This window comes from Syntrophorhabdales bacterium, assembly GCA_035541455.1.
Lineage (GTDB): Bacteria > Desulfobacterota > Syntrophorhabdia > Syntrophorhabdales > WCHB1-27 > JADGQN01.
Genome location: DATKNH010000173.1, coordinates 22962 through 40688, shown reverse-complemented (window position 1 = coordinate 40688; position 17727 = coordinate 22962). Strand labels below are relative to the sequence as shown.

The window sequence follows — 17727 nt, the reverse complement described above, 5'->3', positions numbered from 1 at the left end:
GGAACTCAATTACCACAGCTACCGCTATTATGTCCTCGACTCACCGGTAATCGGGGATGATGAGTATGACAGGCTCTACCGCAAACTGCAAAAATTGGAAGAAGAGTCGGGCTATGTTCTGTCTGATTCTCCCACACAGAGAGTGGGCGCGGCGCCTCTGGAGAAGTTCGAAAAGGTACGCCACACTGAGCCGATGCTCTCTCTTGGCAACGCCTTTTCTTACGACGAACTGACGGACTTTGACAAAAGAGTGAAGAGGTTCCTCGACACGAGCCGAGATATAGAGTACACGGTCGAGCCGAAATACGATGGCCTGGCAGTGGAACTCACCTATAAGGATGGTCTTCTCCTTCGGGCATCCACACGCGGAGACGGCTATGAAGGGGAGAACATCACGCAGAACATTCGCACCATACGAGCTGTACCGTTGAGGATCGAAGGGGATGGGAAGTTCCCTGCGGAGATCGATATCCGCGGGGAAGTCTACATGGACAGATCGGAATTCGAGAAACTCAACACCGAAAGGGAACGAAACGGGGAACCGCTTTTCGCCAACCCCCGGAATGCTGCCGCAGGTTCCGTCCGGCAACTGGATCCCGCAATCACCGTGGCGCGAAAACTCCACATGGCCTGTTACGGTCTCGGCTATCTGAAGGGAGCGGCATTCAAAACGCATTATGAATTTATCGAGTGGCTCAAAAAGATGAAATTTCCGGCTCCGGCTTTTGTGGAACGCGCAACCGGCCCTGCTGCAGTAGTCAAGCTTGTGCATGAGGTGGAGGCGAAACGGAGCGCTTTCCCTTTTGAGACTGACGGGGCAGTTATCAAAGTGAATGACTTTGACCTGCAAGGGACATTGGGCTTCAAGACCAGAGAGCCGCGCTGGGCTATCGCTTACAAGTTCCAGGCCCATCAAAGCACGACCAGGATAGCCGAGATACACGCCAGCGTGGGGAGGACCGGGGTATTGACGCCCTTTGCTGTATTCGAGCCGGTGCGCATCGGCGGCGTCACAGTCTCCAGGAGCACGCTTCATAACTGGGACGAGATGGAGCGCAAGGATATCAGGATCGGCGATACTGTTGTCGTTGAAAGAGCAGGCGACGTGATCCCCCATGTCGTAGCGGTAATAAAAGAGAAGCGGACGGGAGCCGAAAAACGTTTTGCTATACCCCATACGTGCCCTGCGTGCGGCAGCAGGGTTGTTCGGGAAGAAGGTGAAGTGGCTGTCCGGTGTATAAACCTGGACTGTCCGGCACAGGTAGTTGAGAGGATCATCCATTTTGCGTCGCGCGACGCATTGAATATCGAAGGCCTGGGGGAAAAAAATGTTGAACTCTTTTATTCTAAGGGGCTGATCCATAACTTCTCGGACCTTTTCAGGCTCACAAAAGAGGACCTGCTCCGGCTGCCCAGGTTCGCCGAGAAATCTGCCGAGAACCTGATACACGCGATAGCGAGAAGCAAAGAGACGACGCTTGCACGCTTTCTCTACGCGCTGGGGATATCGCAGGTCGGTGAGTACGCGGCCAGGCTGCTGGCAAAGAATTTCAGAACTCTTGAGTCCTTATACCACGTGCGAATGGAAGAGATAACCGCAATCAAGCAGATGGGAGAGAAGGTCGCCAGTTCCATCTCCAGTTTTTTCAGCCATCCGGACAACCTCAAGACATTGAAGAATCTTGAAGCGCTGGGCTTACGTCTCTCCAATCCCGATTTCGAGACGGTAAGTGAAGAGAAGAAGCCTTTCGACGGGCTCACGTTCGTCATGACGGGGACCCTGCCCAAACCAAGAAAAGAGATCGAGGACCTTATCGATTCGCTCGGGGGACGTGCTGCCTCGTCCATCTCGAAGAGCACCAGTTTCCTTGTGGTTGGAGAAGATGCGGGCTCCAAGCTGCAGAAGGCTGCGGCACTCGGTGTTAAGACTATTTCCTACGATGAGCTCCTGGCGTTGATCGAAGAGGGCAGGTAAAGGCTCTGCACGCTGCTCATCAGGCTGTTTGCCCCTGGCAGGAACTGCCTGAACCGGCTGTGCAGCCGTAACAGTGGTCACCCACAACGATTCGTCTTGACGCGAGCAGGCTCATGTCGAATGAGGAGATGTGAGGGGGCGCACCATGATTGACGGTCAGGCCCAGCACCTGGTTAAAATCGCAGTCATAGAGACTCCCATCCCAGCCGACTGACAGAGTTGATTTGCACATGACTCTCTCCAGCGCAGCCACGTTGAAGGCCTTGATCAGGCTGCTCATGTACTCATTGTAGTTGTCTGTCCTGACAAGATAGTCCAGGTAACGGCCGACAGGCATGTTTGTGATGCAGAATAGACGGGTGAAGCTTACCCCGTAACGCTCGCGGAGACTCTGCCTGTAGAGTGATTCAAGGCTGGCCTGGGAGCCGGGAAGGTACGCCCCGGTGGGATTATGGACAATGTCGAGCAGAAGACTGCTGCCCGGCTCGCCATAGCCCAATGCATTGAGCCGTTTCATCGCCCCTATCACTTTTGCGAATACACCTTCTCCTCTCTGCCGGTCGGTCATCCTTGGCGTGACATGGGGCAACGAGAGAACGATCTCAACCCGGTTGCGGGCGCAGAGCTCCAGAAGGCCTTCCCGCTCTCCGTCGCAAAGAAGCACACCATTGCTCCGTATGATGATGCGCCGCTGCAACGCACCGCACTCGTCTAGGAGCCAGCATACATCCGGGTGCAACTCGGGACTGCCACCGGTCACGTCGACCGTCGGTATCAAATTATTTTTCAGGACAACCAGGCACTGCTCCAGCACATCCCGGGACATAGTCTCAGATCTCCGCGGGCCCGCTTCCACATGACAGTGCCTGCACTCAAGCGTGCACCGGTAGCCAAGATTGATCTGAAGAATGTCAACGCTTGTCGCCTTGAGAGGCGCCCCGGACTTTTCTCCGAAGGAGGGCACGACAACGGATGCCAACACGTCTACATCTCCTTCTGCTGTATGATCTTTCTCATCTGTGTCGAATGGGCCAGCACAATCCCCGCGGTCATTGCCGCTCCGACATGTACCGCCTCCATCATCTCCTCCCTCGATATACCGAGCGTCAGGCACTGGTTGGTGTACGCGTCAATGCAGTAGGGACAGGTCTGTGTCGTAGCAACGGCGAGCGCAATGAGCGCCTTTTCCCGTTCGCTCAGGGCACCCGCTTTCATGGTCTCACCGTAATAATCGAAGTACTTCTTTCCCAGATCAGGTGCGTACTCTCCTATATTGCCGAAATCTTCAAGATCCTTTTTCTCATAGTATTCTCCCATGGGCAACTCCCTTCTCAATTTCTTTCTCTAGTACTAATAGGGCAGCATCGAGCGTGAGACAATGAGTTCCGGACTACAGCCCTTCTTTCTTCAGTTCTTCCAGCAGCGACTTTTGCCGGTCAGTGAGACGCTTGGGAACGTCAATTGCAATCTCCACGTACTGGTCTCCTGGTGCCATACCAGCCTGCGATACGCCAAGGCCCTTCATCCGAACTTTGGTGGAAGCCTTGACCCCGGGGGGAACCCTTATCTGCTTGGCTCCGTCAATAGTCGGCACCTCCACGCTGCCACCCAGTGCGGCGTCGCTGAACGTTATCTCCTTGGTAACATAGAGATCATTGCCCACTCTTTTGAAGACCGGATGCTCCCCCACTTTGACCGTTACGTACAGGTCTCCTGCTCTTCCTGTGTAGGGGTCCTTGCTGCCTTTTCCCTGGAGTCGTAAGCGCTGGCCTGAATTGATGCCTTTGGGTATTTTGACCTTGATCTCCTCTGTTCCTTGAGGCCCGCTGAAGGAGAGCCTCTTTTCCGATCCCCTGATAGCATCCATGAAGGGAATTTCCAGTTCATAGTTGAGATCGAGATCTCCGGCAGGCCTCTGCTGCCTCGCTGCAAAATCCTCCGGATTAAAGTCAAACCCCCGCCTGCCTCCTCTGCCCTGCTCTCTTCCAGCTTGCCTGCCACCGAAAATGATGCTGAACAGATCCTTGTTGCCAAAACCAAGGTCCTTGAAAAGATCACCAATATTGAAACCGCGGTATATGTCTTCCTGGGAGTACCTCTGCTGAAAACCGCTCATGCCATAGGTATCGTACTGTTTTCTCTTCTCCGCATCGCTGAGCACCGCGTACGCTTCGTTGATCTCCTTGAAATGCTCCTCGGCTTGTTTGTTGCCGGGGTTCCGGTCAGGGTGATATTTCATTGCAAGCTTTCTGTAAGCCTTTTTGATGTCGTCTTCAGTCGCGCTCTTCTGCACCCCGAGAATTTCGTAATAATCTTTTTTACCAGCCATTGACACCCCCCACAAAGGAAGTATGCTCGCCCACATCACGGCCGAGCGCTTCAGCAACAGTCTTGCATTTCACCTTAAGAATATATATCACACGCCTGCCGCCGTGGAATTCCGAGATGGACTCATAATTGCCCATGCCTTTTGCAATAACCACTGCATCGCTCTCCCACAGATCGTTGACGGTCTGAGACATGCGCTCTCGTGTTATGCCGACTTCATCGGCACCGGTGGAGATTATATTCGGAAAAAGATCGCACAGGCGGTACATTGCGACGTCAGTCATTGACAGGTCATTCTGAGCCGGTCCCTCCTTGACCGCATAATAGACAAACTTTCCGGCGTTCTCCAGCAAGCGGATCAACGGCAGATCAAAGAAGAAATCGCCTACGTTATCGCCAAAGAGTAACGCCCTGCTACCAGAGCTCACAACTGCTCCGCGGATGCTTTCGATATCGGCTACAAAGCGGAAATCCGCTACGTTGTATGCACCGCCGAAATAATCGTGGGAATTGCCCAGGCAGGAATATTTCAATACGCCCTCCAGACCCTCATTGACAAGGCATTGAAACTCCGCGGCCGCTTTCCTGGCTTGGCTCAATTCCAGGGCCTTCTTCGCCGCAAAAGGATCCGACACACCTGTCTCGGCCCTTATGAACTTGAGGAGTTGGTTTGATACCGCGGTCGGATTTGTGTCAGGAGTACAAAGCCGGTCGATCAAGTCAAATGACCGCTCAATCAGCGCACCATCAGCACCTGAAAGACTCACGGTCTGCCGGGCAAGGTCTCGCAGGCAGGCATAACATCGTTCTTTTGCTTTCATGATTAAACATATACCCAAAGCCTTTACAATTCAAATTCACGAAAATAGTATAATGGTATCGAGTTTGCACGCTCCTGAAAAGGACACGCACAAGGTGAACTTACCAGAGGAGAAGAGGAGCTTCCATGCCTATCTACGAATACTACTGTGACAAATGCAAAAAGGTTTCCTCCTTTTTGCTCCTGCGGGCATCAGAAGAGATCGAGCCTTACTGCAAGGCCTGCAACACAAGAGATGTCCGGCGCATTCTCTCCCGCGTCTCCGTGTTGAAGAGTGAGGAGAGCAGGATGGAAAGCCTGCTCGATCCGAGCAAGTTATCCGACCTGGACGAGAACGACCCGAGGAGCGTGGAGAAGATAATGAAACGCATGGGCCGGGAGCTTGGCGATGAAATGGGGGAAGGCTTCGAACAAGAGATGGAAGAAGCTCTCTCGGGCGCGGAATCTAGCTCGCAAGAAGATCTCTGATCGGCCCTTTTCCTTCTCGAAGCACTTTCACCTCATCATCCACGAGACTTACGACGGTCGATGGCTCGCCCGGAATAAGGCCGCCATCAATGACAAGGGCGACGGAGCCCTTCAGGTAACGGTCGATCTCCTTGGGATCGGTCAGCAACCCGAGGGTCTGGCTTTTGGCGCTGGTATTGATAAGCGGCCGCTCGAGAAGACGCGCAAGCGCCATCGGCACAGGATGGTTCGGCATTCTTACGCCGACCTCTTTTTTACCTGACATCATGAGACGCGGTATGATCCTCCGGGCCTGGAGAATGAAGGTGTAGGGACCGGGAAGAGAGACCTTGAGCACGCGAAAGGCGAAATCACTCATCACTGCGTAAATGCTGACCTCTTTGAAGTCCTTGAAAATGACACTGAGAGGTCTCTTCTCGTTTAATCCCCGAATTTCATAGAGGCGCCTGATGGCCTTCACGTTGAACAGGTCGCAGCCAAGCCCGTAAAAGGTATCTGTCGGGTAGGCAATGATCTCACCGTTCTGCAACGCCCCCAGTATGGCATCGGTTACCTTTCTTTTGGGCCTCGAAGGGTCCCATTCGACAATCATCGTTTCCTCCCTACATATCTGGCTACAGCCCGCTTCCTTCCGTTGAAGAGGTAAACGCCCTCCTCATAAAACAAGAGATCAAGCCCTCTGAAGTAGCCGATAAGTTCGCCGTCATGCAGCAGATAGTCAGGATTGTGTGGCCCGTCGACGTTGTTCTGATGCTTCAGAAACGTTTCGTACAGCAGAATGCCGCCGGGGCTAAGCAAGGAAGGGAGATCACCCATCATCTCCCGTATGAGAAAGTCGAACACAAGTACGGCGCCCGCGGACCCTTTCTTGAAGGGAAGCCGGTACGCGTCGCCGTATATTGGAAAGATCTCCACGCCGCGTTCTGCGGCCTCCCGGAGCGCCATTCTTATTCCCTCCCAGGAACGATCGAGCCCGCAGCAGAAACAACCCTTCTCAGCGAAGAGGAACAGATCCCTTCCCGTGCCCATCGCAATGTCAAGTACAGGACGTCCCTCTGGTACCATGCTCCAGAATCGTCTTACGAGCTGATGGGGCTGCAGTGGGCCCGAGTAGAAACCTTCCTGATACCTCTTATCCCAGTCCGTCATCCGAACAACTGCCTCGCATTGATATAGACCAGCTTTTCTTTTTCTCCCTCTTCGAGAGTATCCATGTCCCGCGCGTATCTCTTGTAGGAGAGCAGAGGATAATCCGATCCGAAAAGCACCTTATCGGGCATGCACCCGGTGACAAACCTGTAAACCTCGTTGGTGTAGAGCAGCGGCACCGCTGCCAGATCATAATAGACGCGAGCGAACGCCTCTCTGATCTCCGGCATGAATTCGTAGAAGCAGATACCGCCACCGAGATGGGACAATATAGTCACGAGCTCAGGGTGGCTTTCAACAAAAAAAACGAGCTCCTGAAAATCCATTCTGGTCTTGCCATGATACGCGTGCCCTACCTGCTCATTCACGTGAAGCATAAGGGGCAGGCCGTTCTCCTGAGCGCAGTCGGCGACGATGTCCAGCGCTTTTCTCTCCTTTTCACCGAATCCCGTTTCGTAGAAAGCCAGCTCTCCTATTCCACGCGCACCTGCCTGAATGGCGCGCTCTGCTTCTTTAATGGCAAACGCTTTGTCTTTCACGTCCACCATTGCAAAGGGGATCACCTTTGGGTTGCGTCGTGCCACATCCAGAATATACGCATTACAGGCGGTGATGAGCGCCCGGTCCTTAAAGCCAAAGCCGCACACGACGGCGCGATCAATCTCCTGTTCGGCCATGTAGTGGGCAAGCCCCGTCTCGTCTACCATCCTCGCCTTTGGATTTCCGTACAGCAGCGAAAAGCGGTCATCTTTTGACGCAATTCGGTCCCTTCTATCTATTACGTCAGCCGGAAAAACATGCGTATGAGCATCGATGATTGTCATGCTCCTTAATTATAAAGCTTCTCGCGCCCTTATAGAAATAAATTTGAAGAGCGGTTGGAGGGTGGAGGGGGCGACGTGAGCCCCATGCTGTATCCCCGAAGGGGTAGCGAGCGAGAGCTCGCGAGAGGGGGAGGCTCCAGCGGCTTTTGCCGATGGAGGGGGCGACGTGAGCCCCATGTATGGATTTTTTGAGTTGTTTGATGCTATAACCAAAATAATGCCGCTGAAGGTCGTTTTTCTTGACTGCGACGGGACACTCACCACGGTCAAAAGTAGCTGGGAATACCTCCATCGAAGACTCGGCCTGTGGGACGACAACGCCGATGAGTTCCAGCGCCTCTTCAGGGAAGGAAAGATAGATTACAACGAATTCTGCAAGAGAGACGCGCTTCTCTGGAAGGGTCTTTCGGTGGAGCGCGTCATGGCAGTGATACGTGAAATAGCCTACCACGAAGGCGCGCACGATCTGGTCGGGTGGCTTCACGCCAGGGGCATCTTCTCAGTGATTCTATCGACGGGCCTTTCTCTCCTGGTAGAGCGGGTAAAGGTTGAGTTGGGGATCGGACGGGCCCTCTCCAATGTACTCGTGGCGCGTGATGGCCTGCTTACCGGGGAAATCAACATTCACGTGCAGCATGATAGCAAGGGGCACTGGGTGAAGCGGATATTGGGAGAACTGGGCGTTGAACGTTCGGAGGCTGCAGCAATTGGTGATGGCGAAGGGGACCGGGGCATGTTCGAGTCAGTCGGTCTCGCGATTGGCTACAACCTTCGTCCGGATCTGCTATCCCTGGTGGACCATGTTGTCTACAACGGCTCGCTTGCAGCCGCGACCGAAGTGCTGAGTTTGCACTCGTGAGAAGCCAAAGGCTTACGCTTCTGACCCTTCTTGGCATGCTTGGCGCGATGACGCTCCTGGCGGGGTGCGCACCGAAAAAGGTACGCATTTATGAGGGACCCGTCGAGCCTTCTCAGAAGGGTGAAGCCATAGTGCAGTACGCCAGCGGTCTGATAGGAAAGCCCTACAGAATAGGTGCCAAGGGCCCCGAGGCATTCGATTGCAGCGGGTTTGTGTACTACGTGTATAAACGCTACAACATCACCATACCGTATACCACTGACGAACTGGTCCGAACAGGCTATGAGGTGTCCAGGGAAAATGTGCTGACAGGCGACCTCGTTGTCTTCACCATCAAGAAGAACTACCACATCGGCATCATGATGAACCACCGGGAGTTCATTCACGCCTCCACCTCGAGAGGCGTTACCGTTGGGAGCCTCGATTTGCCTTATTGGCGAAAAGGTCTCTCGCATTTTAGGCGGGTTATGTGAGAAGCGTTGAGTCGTAGGCTGCGAGCCTTCTAGTGCTTCTTCAGGTAGGAGTTTATATCGGTAGACTTGTAATAGCCGCCCTTGACGAACTGCAGCACTTTCTTGAAAAGGGATTTGTCTACGTAGCCCGGGACCTCGACAACTCTCGCACCGGTTGGCTCCAGAAACCAGGATGATGGGTAGCCTCTTATTCCATAGAGCCTGGCGATGTCATCCGACTTGTCCACGTTGATGCGAACGTAGACAAAATCCTTCTTGAGCTGGGCTTCGACTTCCGTGTCTCCTAGGACAGACCTGTCCATTAATCGGCAGTAGGGTCAGCTGTCAGTGTAAAAATAAAGATAGAGAGGCTTATTCTCGCTCTTGGCAGTCCTGACGCCTTCCTGGTAGGTGATTGCAGAGACAGGCGCAACCGACAGGACGAACAGCAGCAGCGTCAAGAAACTGAGGACAACCCGGCGCATGCAGCAGTTTAATACTAAATTGCTCAAGAATCAACAGCCGATCGATTTTCAAAAAAATTTCTGGCGAGGACTTGACAAGGCTGCCAATTATAAATATATTACCCTTGGCAATCATCAGAGCCGATTGCTAACAGATTTACATCCAAACGAAAGGAGTGTGATACGATGAAGATCAAACCATTACAGGACAGGATCGTCATTAAGAGGATCGAGGAAGAGGAGAAGACAAAGGGCGGTATTATCATTCCCGACTCGGCCAAAGAGAAGCCTCAGGAAGGTCGTGTCGTTGCCGTAGGAGACGGTAAGACACTGGAAAGCGGCCAGAAAGCTCCATTGACAGTGAAACCGGGCGACAAGATCCTCTTTGGCAAGTATTCCGGGACCGAGATCAAAATTGACGGCGAGGAGCATCTCATCCTGCGGGAAGATGACGTTCTTGCTATTGTTCAAGACTAAAGGAAGGAGGCGAATAAGATGGCTAAGGAAATAATGTACGATCAGAAAGCGAGGGAAGCACTTCTCAAGGGCGTCAACACGCTCGCCGATGCGGTGAAGGTAACCCTCGGCCCAAAAGGCAGGAACGTAATTCTGGAGAAGACCTTCGGGTCTCCATCCGTTACAAAAGACGGCGTAACAGTGGCCAAGGAGATCGAGTTAGAGGACAAGTTCGAGAACATGGGCGCGCAGATGGTAAAAGAGGTTGCGAGCAAGACCTCTGACGTTGCCGGCGACGGCACGACCACAGCCACAGTTCTGGCGCAGGCAATTTACAGGGAAGGCGCCAAGCTGGTCGCTGCAGGCCATAATCCTATGGAGCTGAAAAGAGGCATTGAGAAGGCAGTAGAGACGGTCGTCGACGAACTGAAGAAGCTTTCCAAACCGACCAAAGATCAGAAAGAGATCGCCCAGGTCGGCACTATCTCCGCGAACAACGATGAGACCATCGGCAACATCATAGCCGAAGCAATGGGTAAAGTGGGCAAAGAAGGCGTTATCACCGTCGAAGAGGCAAAAGCAATTGAGACAAGCCTGGAGATCGTCGAGGGTATGCAGTTCGACAAAGGATACATTTCTCCCTACTTCGTGACGAACCCTGAGAAGATGGAGGCCGTCCTGGACGAGCCGCTCATTCTCATTAACGAGAAGAAGATAAGCACGATGAAAGATCTGCTTCCGGTTCTGGAGCAGGTGGCCAAGATGGGCAGATCTCTTTTGATCATATCGGAAGATGTCGAGGGTGAGGCGCTTGCCACGCTCGTTGTCAACAAGCTGAGAGGCACCCTGAAGGTCGCCGGAGTGAAGGCACCTGGCTTTGGCGAAAGAAGAAAGGCAATGCTTGAGGATATCGCAATCCTTACCGGCGGCCAGATGATTTCCGAAGAACTGGGAATCAAGCTTGAGACCATCGGCATGAAGGATCTCGGCTCTGCAAAGAGGATAGTCATTGACAAAGACAACACGACGATCGTTGACGGCGCAGGCGACAAGAAAGAGATCGAAGCGCGCGTGAAACAGATAAGGACCCAGATCGAAGAGACGACCTCTGATTACGACAGAGAGAAGCTCCAGGAGAGACTGGCGAAACTCGTGGGCGGCGTGGCTGTGATCAATGTTGGAGCCGCGACAGAATCCGAAATGAAAGAGAAGAAGGCTCGCGTCGAGGACGCGCTCAATGCGACCAAGGCTGCAGTGGAAGAGGGTGTCATTCCCGGCGGCGGCGTTGGCTTTATTCGCTCCCTGACAAAACTGGACAAAATGAAGCTGGAAGGCGAGCAGCAGTTTGGTATCAAGATCGTGGCGAAGTCCCTGGAAGAGCCTATCCGGTGGATTGCCAACAACGCAGGGTACGATGGCTCTATCGTCATCGAGAAGGTGAAAACAGGCAAAGGCAACTACGGCTTTGACGCATCTAAAGAGGTATACGTGGACGACATGATGGAAGCCGGCATTATCGATCCGACAAAGGTCGCCCGGACTGCGCTCCAGAATGCAGCCTCAGTCGCATCACTTCTCCTGACCACCGATGCGATGATCGCTGAGAAACCGAAGGAAAAAGCACCCTTCCCGCCTATGCCGCCTGGTGGTGGAATGGGGGATATGTATTAAGAACGGTTACCCGTTACCAGTTAACAGTTTACAAAAAAAGGGGGCTTCGGCCCCCTTTTTGCTGCCATTCAAATCCCAATATCGAAATCCTAGAGAAGCCCGGGCACCCGCTTGCGGGTTATCGAATATACAAACTGACTATGCCGATCTGAACTGTTGGGGTTTCGTTATTCGACACCCCTTAGGATTTCGACATTAGAATTTAGAATTTCTCAAGGGCTACTTCCCCTGCCCTGCCCTCGACAAAACCGAATCCAATCTCGTGCACAGGCAATGGACCTTCAGTCTGGACAGCCGCTACAATCTCATCCAGTCGCTCGTACCTGAATCCGCGAGCCTTCGTTTCAGTGAGAACCGATTCCAGGAATCCTGCCCAGTTTTTGCCCTCCAGTTCGGCGTGCACCGTAAGGATGTTTATTCCGTCAGTGAGGGAACTGACGAAGAAGCGCGCAAGGCTCTCCTGGTCGCTTCCTTTCAGACCCACAGCCTCATCCAGGGTCGGAAGAGTAGTGGGAACCTGAGGAAGCTTGAACGTCCTTCCTGCAAGCTTTGGCAGAAAAATCGTCTTCCCTCTGACATCGCTGCTGTATGTAAACCCGTTCTCCTCAAAGAAAGCCAGCGCATGCTGATTGATCATCCACCCGGGCGCCGCAAAAGAGTGTGGATCACTTCCCATGATCCGCCGGTACGTAGATACAGCCTCTGTCAGTATATTTCTCGTATTGTCCCCACTCATTCCCTTGATGTGGTCATGCCAGTAGACATGGTCCAGCCCGTGAATGCCCACATCATGACCTTCTTCCGCCAGGGAACGAAGCAAGGGAGCGTTCTTGAGTGCTATGTTTGGTCCCGGCAGAAGAAGCCCGTACATGAGCGTTTTAACGCCATAGGTACTCACAACGCCCACGCGGCCTGCCTTGGACATGAAGCCTCGTCTTGTGAAAACCCGCTTTGCGGTCCAGCCTGTGTGATCTTTGCCCATCGGCACAAAAAAACTCGCCCGCACCCCATGCTTTTTAAAGAGTGCGGCGAGCTTCGGAACCCCGCGCTTCATCCCCTCGCAGGTATCCACATCAACTTTCAGGCCAATGATGCGGGTCATAGAGAGGCCGTGAGCCGTGAGCCCTGAGCGGTGAGCCGTAAGACGAGCCGTAATATGTGAGAGGGAGTCACTGAGCCTTAGCTTACTCCTCGATTTTTGTATTGGATTCGAGATAATACTCGATCGTCTTCCTGAGCGCAGTATCAAGATCAACCTTGGGCTCCCACCCGATGATCTCCCGCGCCTTGCGGATAGAAGGAACCCTGAAATCTATATCCTGATATCCTTTACCGTAAAATTCGCCGGATGAGACTTCGACGATCTCAGAATACTTCTTGTACTGCTTCGTGGCCGGATGCTTCACGAACAGTTCTTTCAACTTATGCGCAAGCTCCTTAACCGTCGCCTCATTCTTCGGGTTGCCTATGTTGAATATCTGCGCATCGCACATGCCGTTCTTGTTTTCTATAATCTGCATCAGACAGGCTATCCCGTCGTCAACATAGGTGAAGCAGCGCTTCTGCATGCCGCCGTCAACCAACTTGATAGTGTCCCCCCGGAAGAGGCTCGATATGAACTGCGTAACCACCCTGGAGCTTCCCTCCTTCTCCGGCTCAAGGGTCAGATCATCCAGTTTCGGGCCAATCCAGTTGAAGGGACGGAAGCAGGTGAATTTAAGTCCTTTCTGGAAGCCATAGGCCCAGATGACCCTGTCCAGCAGCTGCTTGGACGCACTGTAGATCCATCGCTGCATCGGTATGGGTCCTGTTACCAACGGGCTCTTATCCTCGTCAAACTCTTTGTCGGGGCACATGCCGTACACTTCCGAGGTAGAGGGAAATATCAACCTCTTTCCGTACTTCACGCACAGTCTCACGATCTGCAGGTTCTGCTCAAAATCGAGCTCGAATACTTTGAGCGGCTCTTTTACGTAGGTCGCGGGCGTAGCAATAGCCACGAGCGGCAGCACCACGTCACATTTCTTAATGTGGTATTCGATCCACTCCTTGTTTATGGAAATGTCTCCCTCAACAAAATGGAAACACTTCTGGCCGTGACATTTCTCCAGCTTGTCCTGCCGGATATCCATGCCGTACAGTTCCCAGTCCGTTTCGCCGAGAATCCTTTCGGACAGGGCGTTACCGATGAAGCCATTGATGCCTAATATAAGTACCTTCACAACGTACCTCCTAGATGTTTACCCTCCAGCTTCAGCTTGTGGGTATCGACGAATTCTTCTGCTGTGCTCTCAGGCTCGCCCTCGAGCTGCACCGAAACAAGACGGAGTGCCCCCTGGCTGGCAGCCACCACAAAGGGACGTAACGAGATTACGGTACCAGCCGGTACAGCCGATGGGATATCCATTGGTTCGGCTTTCCAGATAAACAGTTTCTTTTCATCCACAAATGTGAAGGCTCCCGGATACGGGTGTGTGACGGCCCTGATGAGATTATACACGGTATGTGCATTCGCGGACCAATCGACAAGCCCATCCTCAGGCCTTCTCCCGCCGAAATAGGAGGAGGCCCCGGTCTGCGGCGCTCGCGGGACTTCGCCTGAGAGGAGTTGCGGCAGTATCTCTTTCATCAGCGTGCGCGCAGCAGAGGCTAACTTGAGGAACAGGCTGTGGGCAGTGTCCTCGAAAGTAATGTCCACTTCTCTCTGCGCCACAATATCGCCTGCATCCGGTTTCACCTCCATCACATGGAGGGTGACCCCGGTTTTTTTCTCGCCTTTTATCAGTACCCAGTTCACAGGACAGCGACCGCGAAACTTCGGCAACAGCGAACCATGAAGATTGAGCGCGGCAAGTCTTGCGCAATCCAGGATATCCTGAGGTATCATGTAGCGATAGTAGAAAGAAAAGATGAAGTCTGGTGCGACGCCCTTGAGCAGATCTGTCCACTTCCCGTCCCGCAGCCTTTCCGGATCATACACGGGAATGGCATGCTCCAGGGCCAAATCCACGGGCCTTCTGAACCATATTTCCTCGTCGGGATCATCTTTGTGGGTGAAAAGGCACGCCACTTCCATGCCGGAGGCCAGTACTTCCTCGAGGCATACATAACCTATCTCGTGATACGCGAAGACAGCCGCTCTCACGTAAGTTCCTTCTTTACAATAAATCGCGGCCTGCCCCTCACCTGCTGATATATCCTTCCTATGTATTCACCGATAACACCGAGGGCAAATATCATTGCACCCATGAATACGAAGTTGATAGCGAATAGGGTGAATACGCCCTCGACCTCAGGGCCCACAACCAAGCGGCGGATGATGAGGAAAATAGCGAACGCGAGGCCGACCAGGGCGATTAAAACACCCAACATACCAATAAACTGGATGGGCAGCAGAGAAAATCCCGTCATCAGATCGAAGTTGAGGTGCAGGAGACGGAAGAGGCTATACTTTGTCGTGCCCTTTTTTCGGGCCTCATGCCGCACCTCGATTTCAGCAACCTTTCTCGCAAAGGTGGCGGCCAGGGCGGGGATAAAGCTTGCCGACTCTCCGCACATGTTCATAGAATCGACAATGTCCCTATTGTAAGCCCGGAGCATGCATCCCCAATCGCGCAGGTTAACGCCGACCAACCTGGCAGTGACCTTGTTGACTATGTATGACGGCAGTGTCCTGAAAATCGAATCCTTTCTGTCTTTGCGGTATGTGCCGACGACCTCATAACCTTCATCGATTTTCGCCACCAATTTCGGTATCTCTTCGGGAGGGTTCTGCAGATCGGCATCTATGGTGATCGCCATGTCGCCGCGTGAGCGCTCCATGCCTGCGAAGAGCGCCATGTGTTGTCCATAATTCCGGTTGAATTCCACTACCCTGATACGGCTATCCCTACTGTGAAACTCATCCAGCAGCTGCTGCGTGCTGTCAGTGCTTCCGTCATTGATATAAATGATCTCGTAGGTCCTTCCCAGCGCCCCCAGAGTTTTGCTCAGACGTTCATTGAGCTCGCGAAGAGATTCTTCTTCGTTGAGAATCGGAACCAGCACAGAGATATCTACCCTGTCCATATCTCCCTCATATTAGAAAATCTTTTTCCGCACGGGATACGTTATACAGTTTTATAGGCTAACGCGAGCAATTTTTCAATAGATTATTCCACTGATCCTATAAAAAAAAGAAGCCGCCGAGTCAGCCAAAGTGACTGAGAGCATTGACTTTGGGTATGCCTATATCGTATCCTAACTGTACTCGCTGGGACACAACGGGGCCTTTTCGGGATTCGGCAAATTTATACGACGACATCTTATCCTAGAGTTTATGGGGCAGGGTAAACTCATCCATGGAAGACGACAAGGTTAGAGAAGATTTATACAACGACGCAAAAAACCACCATACCTCTCTAGACTTGAGACTGCAGATGTTGCTTAAAAAACCTTTCCTGACCGAAAGTGAAGAGGTAGAGGTACGCGAGCTGAAGAAGAAGAAACTTTACTACAAGGACCTGATGGAGAAGCTGAAAAAGGGGCAGCCGGAGGGGTAAAAGAAAAGAAGTATGAAGAAAAACGGTTCGCAGATACTGGTCGAAGCTCTCAAGTTAGAAGGCGTTGATACGATTTTCTGCTATCCGGGTGGAGCGGTTCTCTACATCACCGATGCACTTTTCGGGGCTGACATACGTCAGATCCTCGTGCGGCACGAGCAGGGCGCTGTCCACGCCGCGGACGGCTACGCCCGCGCATCCGGAAAAGTAGGCGTCGCCCTCGTCACGTCAGGTCCGGGTGCGACAAACACCGTGACCGGCATTGCGACTGCCTACATGGACTCCGTGCCTCTCGTTGTCTTCTCCGGCCAGGTAGCCACCATGCTGATAGGGAATGATGCTTTCCAGGAAGCCGACATCGTGGGCATCACCCGCCCCTGCACCAAGCACAACTATCTCGTAAAAGACGTGAAAGATCTGCCGAGGATTATAAAAGAGGCGTTCTACATCGCGCGCTCCGGCAGACCAGGCCCCGTGCTTGTCGACATACCCAAGGATGTCTCGGCAGCAGTGACCGAATTCAAGTACCCGGAAAAAGTCCATGTCAGGAGCTACCAGCCCACCTACGCGGGACATCCGGGTCAGATTAAACGTGCAGTAAAGTTGATACTCTCATCGAAGAAGCCTGTGCTTTACACGGGCGGCGGCATAATCTCGTCCGAGGCCACACCGGAACTCCTCGCTTTTGCAGAAGCGCTCTCCCTTCCTGTCAGCACCACGCTGATGGGGCTCGGCGGGTTTCCCGGCACTCATCCGCAGTTCATGGGAATGCTCGGCATGCACGGCACCTATGCCGCAAACATGGCAGTGATGCAGTCTGATCTTCTCATAGCCATAGGCGCGCGCTTCGACGACCGCGCGACCGGAAGGACGGACAGCTTTGCCTCTCACGCAAAAATCATTCATGCAGATATCGATCCGACCTCGATCAGCAAGAATATCCGGGTCGATGTCCCGATTGTGGGCGACTCGAAAAATGTGCTAAAGAAGATGCTGGAAGCGCTGGAGGAAGAGAAGGGCGCATTGCGTGACTACAAGCACGGTATTGCCGAGTGGCTCGATCTTATCGCCGACTGGAAGAAGAAATATCCTCTCGGGTATTCAAAGGGGCATCTGCTCAAACCACAGTACGTCATCGAGAGAATCTACGAACTTACCAAAGGTAAGGCCATCATTGCGACTGAAGTAGGTCAGAACCAGATGTGGGCCGCGCAGTTTTACAAGTTCGTGAGGCCCCGCACCATCCTGACGTCAGGCGGGCTGGGTACCATGGGCTATGGCTTTCCCGCGGCGTTAGGTGCTCAGGCAGCGCACCCTGACATGCTGGTCGTGGACATTGCGGGCGACGGCAGTATACAGATGAACATTCAGGAACTGGCCACCGCGGTACAGCATTGTCTGCCGGTGAAGGTGGTAATCCTCAATAACGGCTGCCTCGGCATGGTGAGGCAGTGGCAGCAGTTCTTTTACGAGAAGAGGTATTCCTGTTCCATGCTCCAGTGTTCACCCGACTTCGTCAAGCTGGCGGAGGCGTATGGCGCTGAAGGATACGAGATCGAAGACGAGAAGGAAGTGGACAAGATCCTGAAAAAAGCTTTCAGCAACGGCAAACCGACATTTATCGACGTGCATGTGGATCCGGAGGAATGCGTTTATCCGATGGTGCCAGCAGGCGCGCCGCTCAATGAGATGGTACTCGTGTGAGGCAATGGTGCTCGTG

20 protein-coding genes and 1 pseudogene are annotated in these 17727 nt (G+C 53.1%); 8 read left to right on the top strand and 13 right to left on the bottom strand.

Annotated elements, in window-relative coordinates; all coding sequences use genetic code 11:
* Positions 1 to 1975, top strand: a 1975-nt coding sequence (gene ligA, locus VMT71_18805) for an NAD-dependent DNA ligase LigA (GenBank protein HVN26025.1), incomplete at its 5' end; no start/stop codon positions are given.
* A 19-nt stretch (positions 1976 to 1994) separates the two neighbouring features.
* On the opposite strand, the gene arsS is transcribed toward ligA, so the two are convergent.
* The 4 genes from arsS to VMT71_18785 all read right to left on the bottom strand — a co-directional run bounded on the left by arsS (position 1995) and on the right by VMT71_18785 (position 5124).
* The gene (arsS, locus tag VMT71_18800; protein HVN26024.1) at positions 1995 to 2957 is read right to left on the bottom strand and encodes an arsenosugar biosynthesis radical SAM (seleno)protein ArsS; all 963 of its coding nucleotides are present in this window, start codon (positions 2955 to 2957) and stop codon (positions 1995 to 1997) included.
* Positions 2958 to 2959: 2 nt separating this feature from the next.
* Positions 2960 to 3292: an arsenosugar biosynthesis-associated peroxidase-like protein gene (locus VMT71_18795; GenBank protein ID HVN26023.1), complete on the bottom strand. Its 333-nt coding sequence runs from the start codon at positions 3290 to 3292 to the stop codon at positions 2960 to 2962.
* Between the two features lie 73 nt (positions 3293 to 3365).
* On the bottom strand, positions 3366 to 4304 hold the full coding sequence (locus VMT71_18790; protein HVN26022.1) for a DnaJ C-terminal domain-containing protein: 939 nt from the start codon (positions 4302 to 4304) through the stop codon (positions 3366 to 3368).
* A complete protein-coding gene (locus VMT71_18785; protein ID HVN26021.1) occupies positions 4294 to 5124 on the bottom strand; it encodes an ARMT1-like domain-containing protein in 831 nt (276 codons plus the stop codon). Before VMT71_18785 ends, VMT71_18790 begins: the two co-directional genes overlap by 11 nt.
* Positions 5125 to 5249: 125 nt before the next feature.
* On the opposite strand from VMT71_18785, the gene VMT71_18780 reads away from it, so the two are divergent.
* Positions 5250 to 5591: a zinc ribbon domain-containing protein gene (locus tag VMT71_18780; GenBank protein ID HVN26020.1), complete on the top strand. Its 342-nt coding sequence runs from the start codon at positions 5250 to 5252 to the stop codon at positions 5589 to 5591.
* Here VMT71_18780 and VMT71_18775 read toward each other — a convergent pair.
* Genes VMT71_18775 through VMT71_18765 form a run of 3 tightly spaced genes read right to left on the bottom strand, consistent with a single transcriptional unit; the run spans position 5569 to position 7564 of the window.
* On the bottom strand, positions 5569 to 6183 hold the full coding sequence (locus VMT71_18775; GenBank protein HVN26019.1) for an L-threonylcarbamoyladenylate synthase: 615 nt from the start codon (positions 6181 to 6183) through the stop codon (positions 5569 to 5571). The genes VMT71_18780 and VMT71_18775 overlap by 23 nt on opposite strands.
* Positions 6180 to 6740 carry a class I SAM-dependent methyltransferase gene (locus VMT71_18770; GenBank protein HVN26018.1) on the bottom strand — a complete coding sequence of 187 codons (561 nt, stop codon included), beginning with the start codon at positions 6738 to 6740 and terminating at the stop codon, positions 6180 to 6182. Before VMT71_18770 ends, VMT71_18775 begins: the two co-directional genes overlap by 4 nt.
* Complete coding sequence (locus VMT71_18765; protein ID HVN26017.1) at positions 6737 to 7564, bottom strand: amidohydrolase family protein; 828 nt, start codon at positions 7562 to 7564, stop codon at positions 6737 to 6739. Before VMT71_18765 ends, VMT71_18770 begins: the two co-directional genes overlap by 4 nt.
* A 175-nt stretch (positions 7565 to 7739) precedes the next feature.
* Here VMT71_18765 and VMT71_18760 point away from each other — a divergent pair, with 175 nt between their 5' ends.
* A complete protein-coding gene (locus VMT71_18760; GenBank protein ID HVN26016.1) occupies positions 7740 to 8423 on the top strand; it encodes an HAD-IB family phosphatase in 684 nt (227 codons plus the stop codon).
* A complete protein-coding gene (locus VMT71_18755) occupies positions 8420 to 8896 on the top strand; it encodes a C40 family peptidase (protein HVN26015.1) in 477 nt (158 codons plus the stop codon). The genes VMT71_18760 and VMT71_18755 overlap by 4 nt, the downstream gene beginning before the upstream one ends.
* A gap of 29 nt (positions 8897 to 8925) precedes the next feature.
* Here VMT71_18755 and VMT71_18750 read toward each other — a convergent pair.
* Positions 8926 to 9201, bottom strand: a pseudogene (locus VMT71_18750) (hypothetical protein).
* Between the two features lie 12 nt (positions 9202 to 9213).
* Positions 9214 to 9360 carry a hypothetical protein gene (locus VMT71_18745; GenBank protein HVN26014.1) on the bottom strand — a complete coding sequence of 49 codons (147 nt, stop codon included), beginning with the start codon at positions 9358 to 9360 and terminating at the stop codon, positions 9214 to 9216.
* Between the two features lie 165 nt (positions 9361 to 9525).
* On the opposite strand from VMT71_18745, the gene groES reads away from it, so the two are divergent.
* Positions 9526 to 9816 (top strand): co-chaperone GroES, encoded by a 291-nt coding sequence (gene groES, locus VMT71_18740; protein ID HVN26013.1) that lies wholly within the window; start codon positions 9526 to 9528, stop codon positions 9814 to 9816.
* 18 nt (positions 9817 to 9834) lie between these two features.
* Complete coding sequence (groL, locus tag VMT71_18735; protein HVN26012.1) at positions 9835 to 11466, top strand: chaperonin GroEL; 1632 nt, start codon at positions 9835 to 9837, stop codon at positions 11464 to 11466.
* Between the two features lie 202 nt (positions 11467 to 11668).
* Here groL and VMT71_18730 read toward each other — a convergent pair whose 3' ends face one another.
* From VMT71_18730 to VMT71_18715, 4 genes are all read right to left on the bottom strand, one after another.
* Positions 11669 to 12568, bottom strand: coding sequence for a polysaccharide deacetylase family protein (locus VMT71_18730; protein HVN26011.1), 900 nt, complete (start codon positions 12566 to 12568; stop codon positions 11669 to 11671).
* 82 nt (positions 12569 to 12650) lie between these two features.
* Complete coding sequence (locus tag VMT71_18725) at positions 12651 to 13688, bottom strand: bifunctional UDP-4-keto-pentose/UDP-xylose synthase (GenBank protein ID HVN26010.1); 1038 nt, start codon at positions 13686 to 13688, stop codon at positions 12651 to 12653.
* A complete protein-coding gene (locus tag VMT71_18720) occupies positions 13685 to 14611 on the bottom strand; it encodes a formyltransferase (GenBank protein HVN26009.1) in 927 nt (308 codons plus the stop codon). Before VMT71_18720 ends, VMT71_18725 begins: the two co-directional genes overlap by 4 nt.
* Positions 14608 to 15534, bottom strand: coding sequence for a glycosyltransferase (locus VMT71_18715; protein HVN26008.1), 927 nt, complete (start codon positions 15532 to 15534; stop codon positions 14608 to 14610). The genes VMT71_18720 and VMT71_18715 overlap by 4 nt, the downstream gene beginning before the upstream one ends.
* 272 nt (positions 15535 to 15806) lie before the next feature.
* On the opposite strand from VMT71_18715, the gene VMT71_18710 reads away from it, so the two are divergent.
* Positions 15807 to 16007 (top strand): hypothetical protein, encoded by a 201-nt coding sequence (locus VMT71_18710; GenBank protein HVN26007.1) that lies wholly within the window; start codon positions 15807 to 15809, stop codon positions 16005 to 16007.
* Positions 16008 to 16019: 12 nt separating this feature from the next.
* Positions 16020 to 17711 carry a biosynthetic-type acetolactate synthase large subunit gene (gene ilvB / locus VMT71_18705; GenBank protein HVN26006.1) on the top strand — a complete coding sequence of 564 codons (1692 nt, stop codon included), beginning with the start codon at positions 16020 to 16022 and terminating at the stop codon, positions 17709 to 17711.
* Positions 17712 to 17727 lie beyond the last annotated feature (16 nt).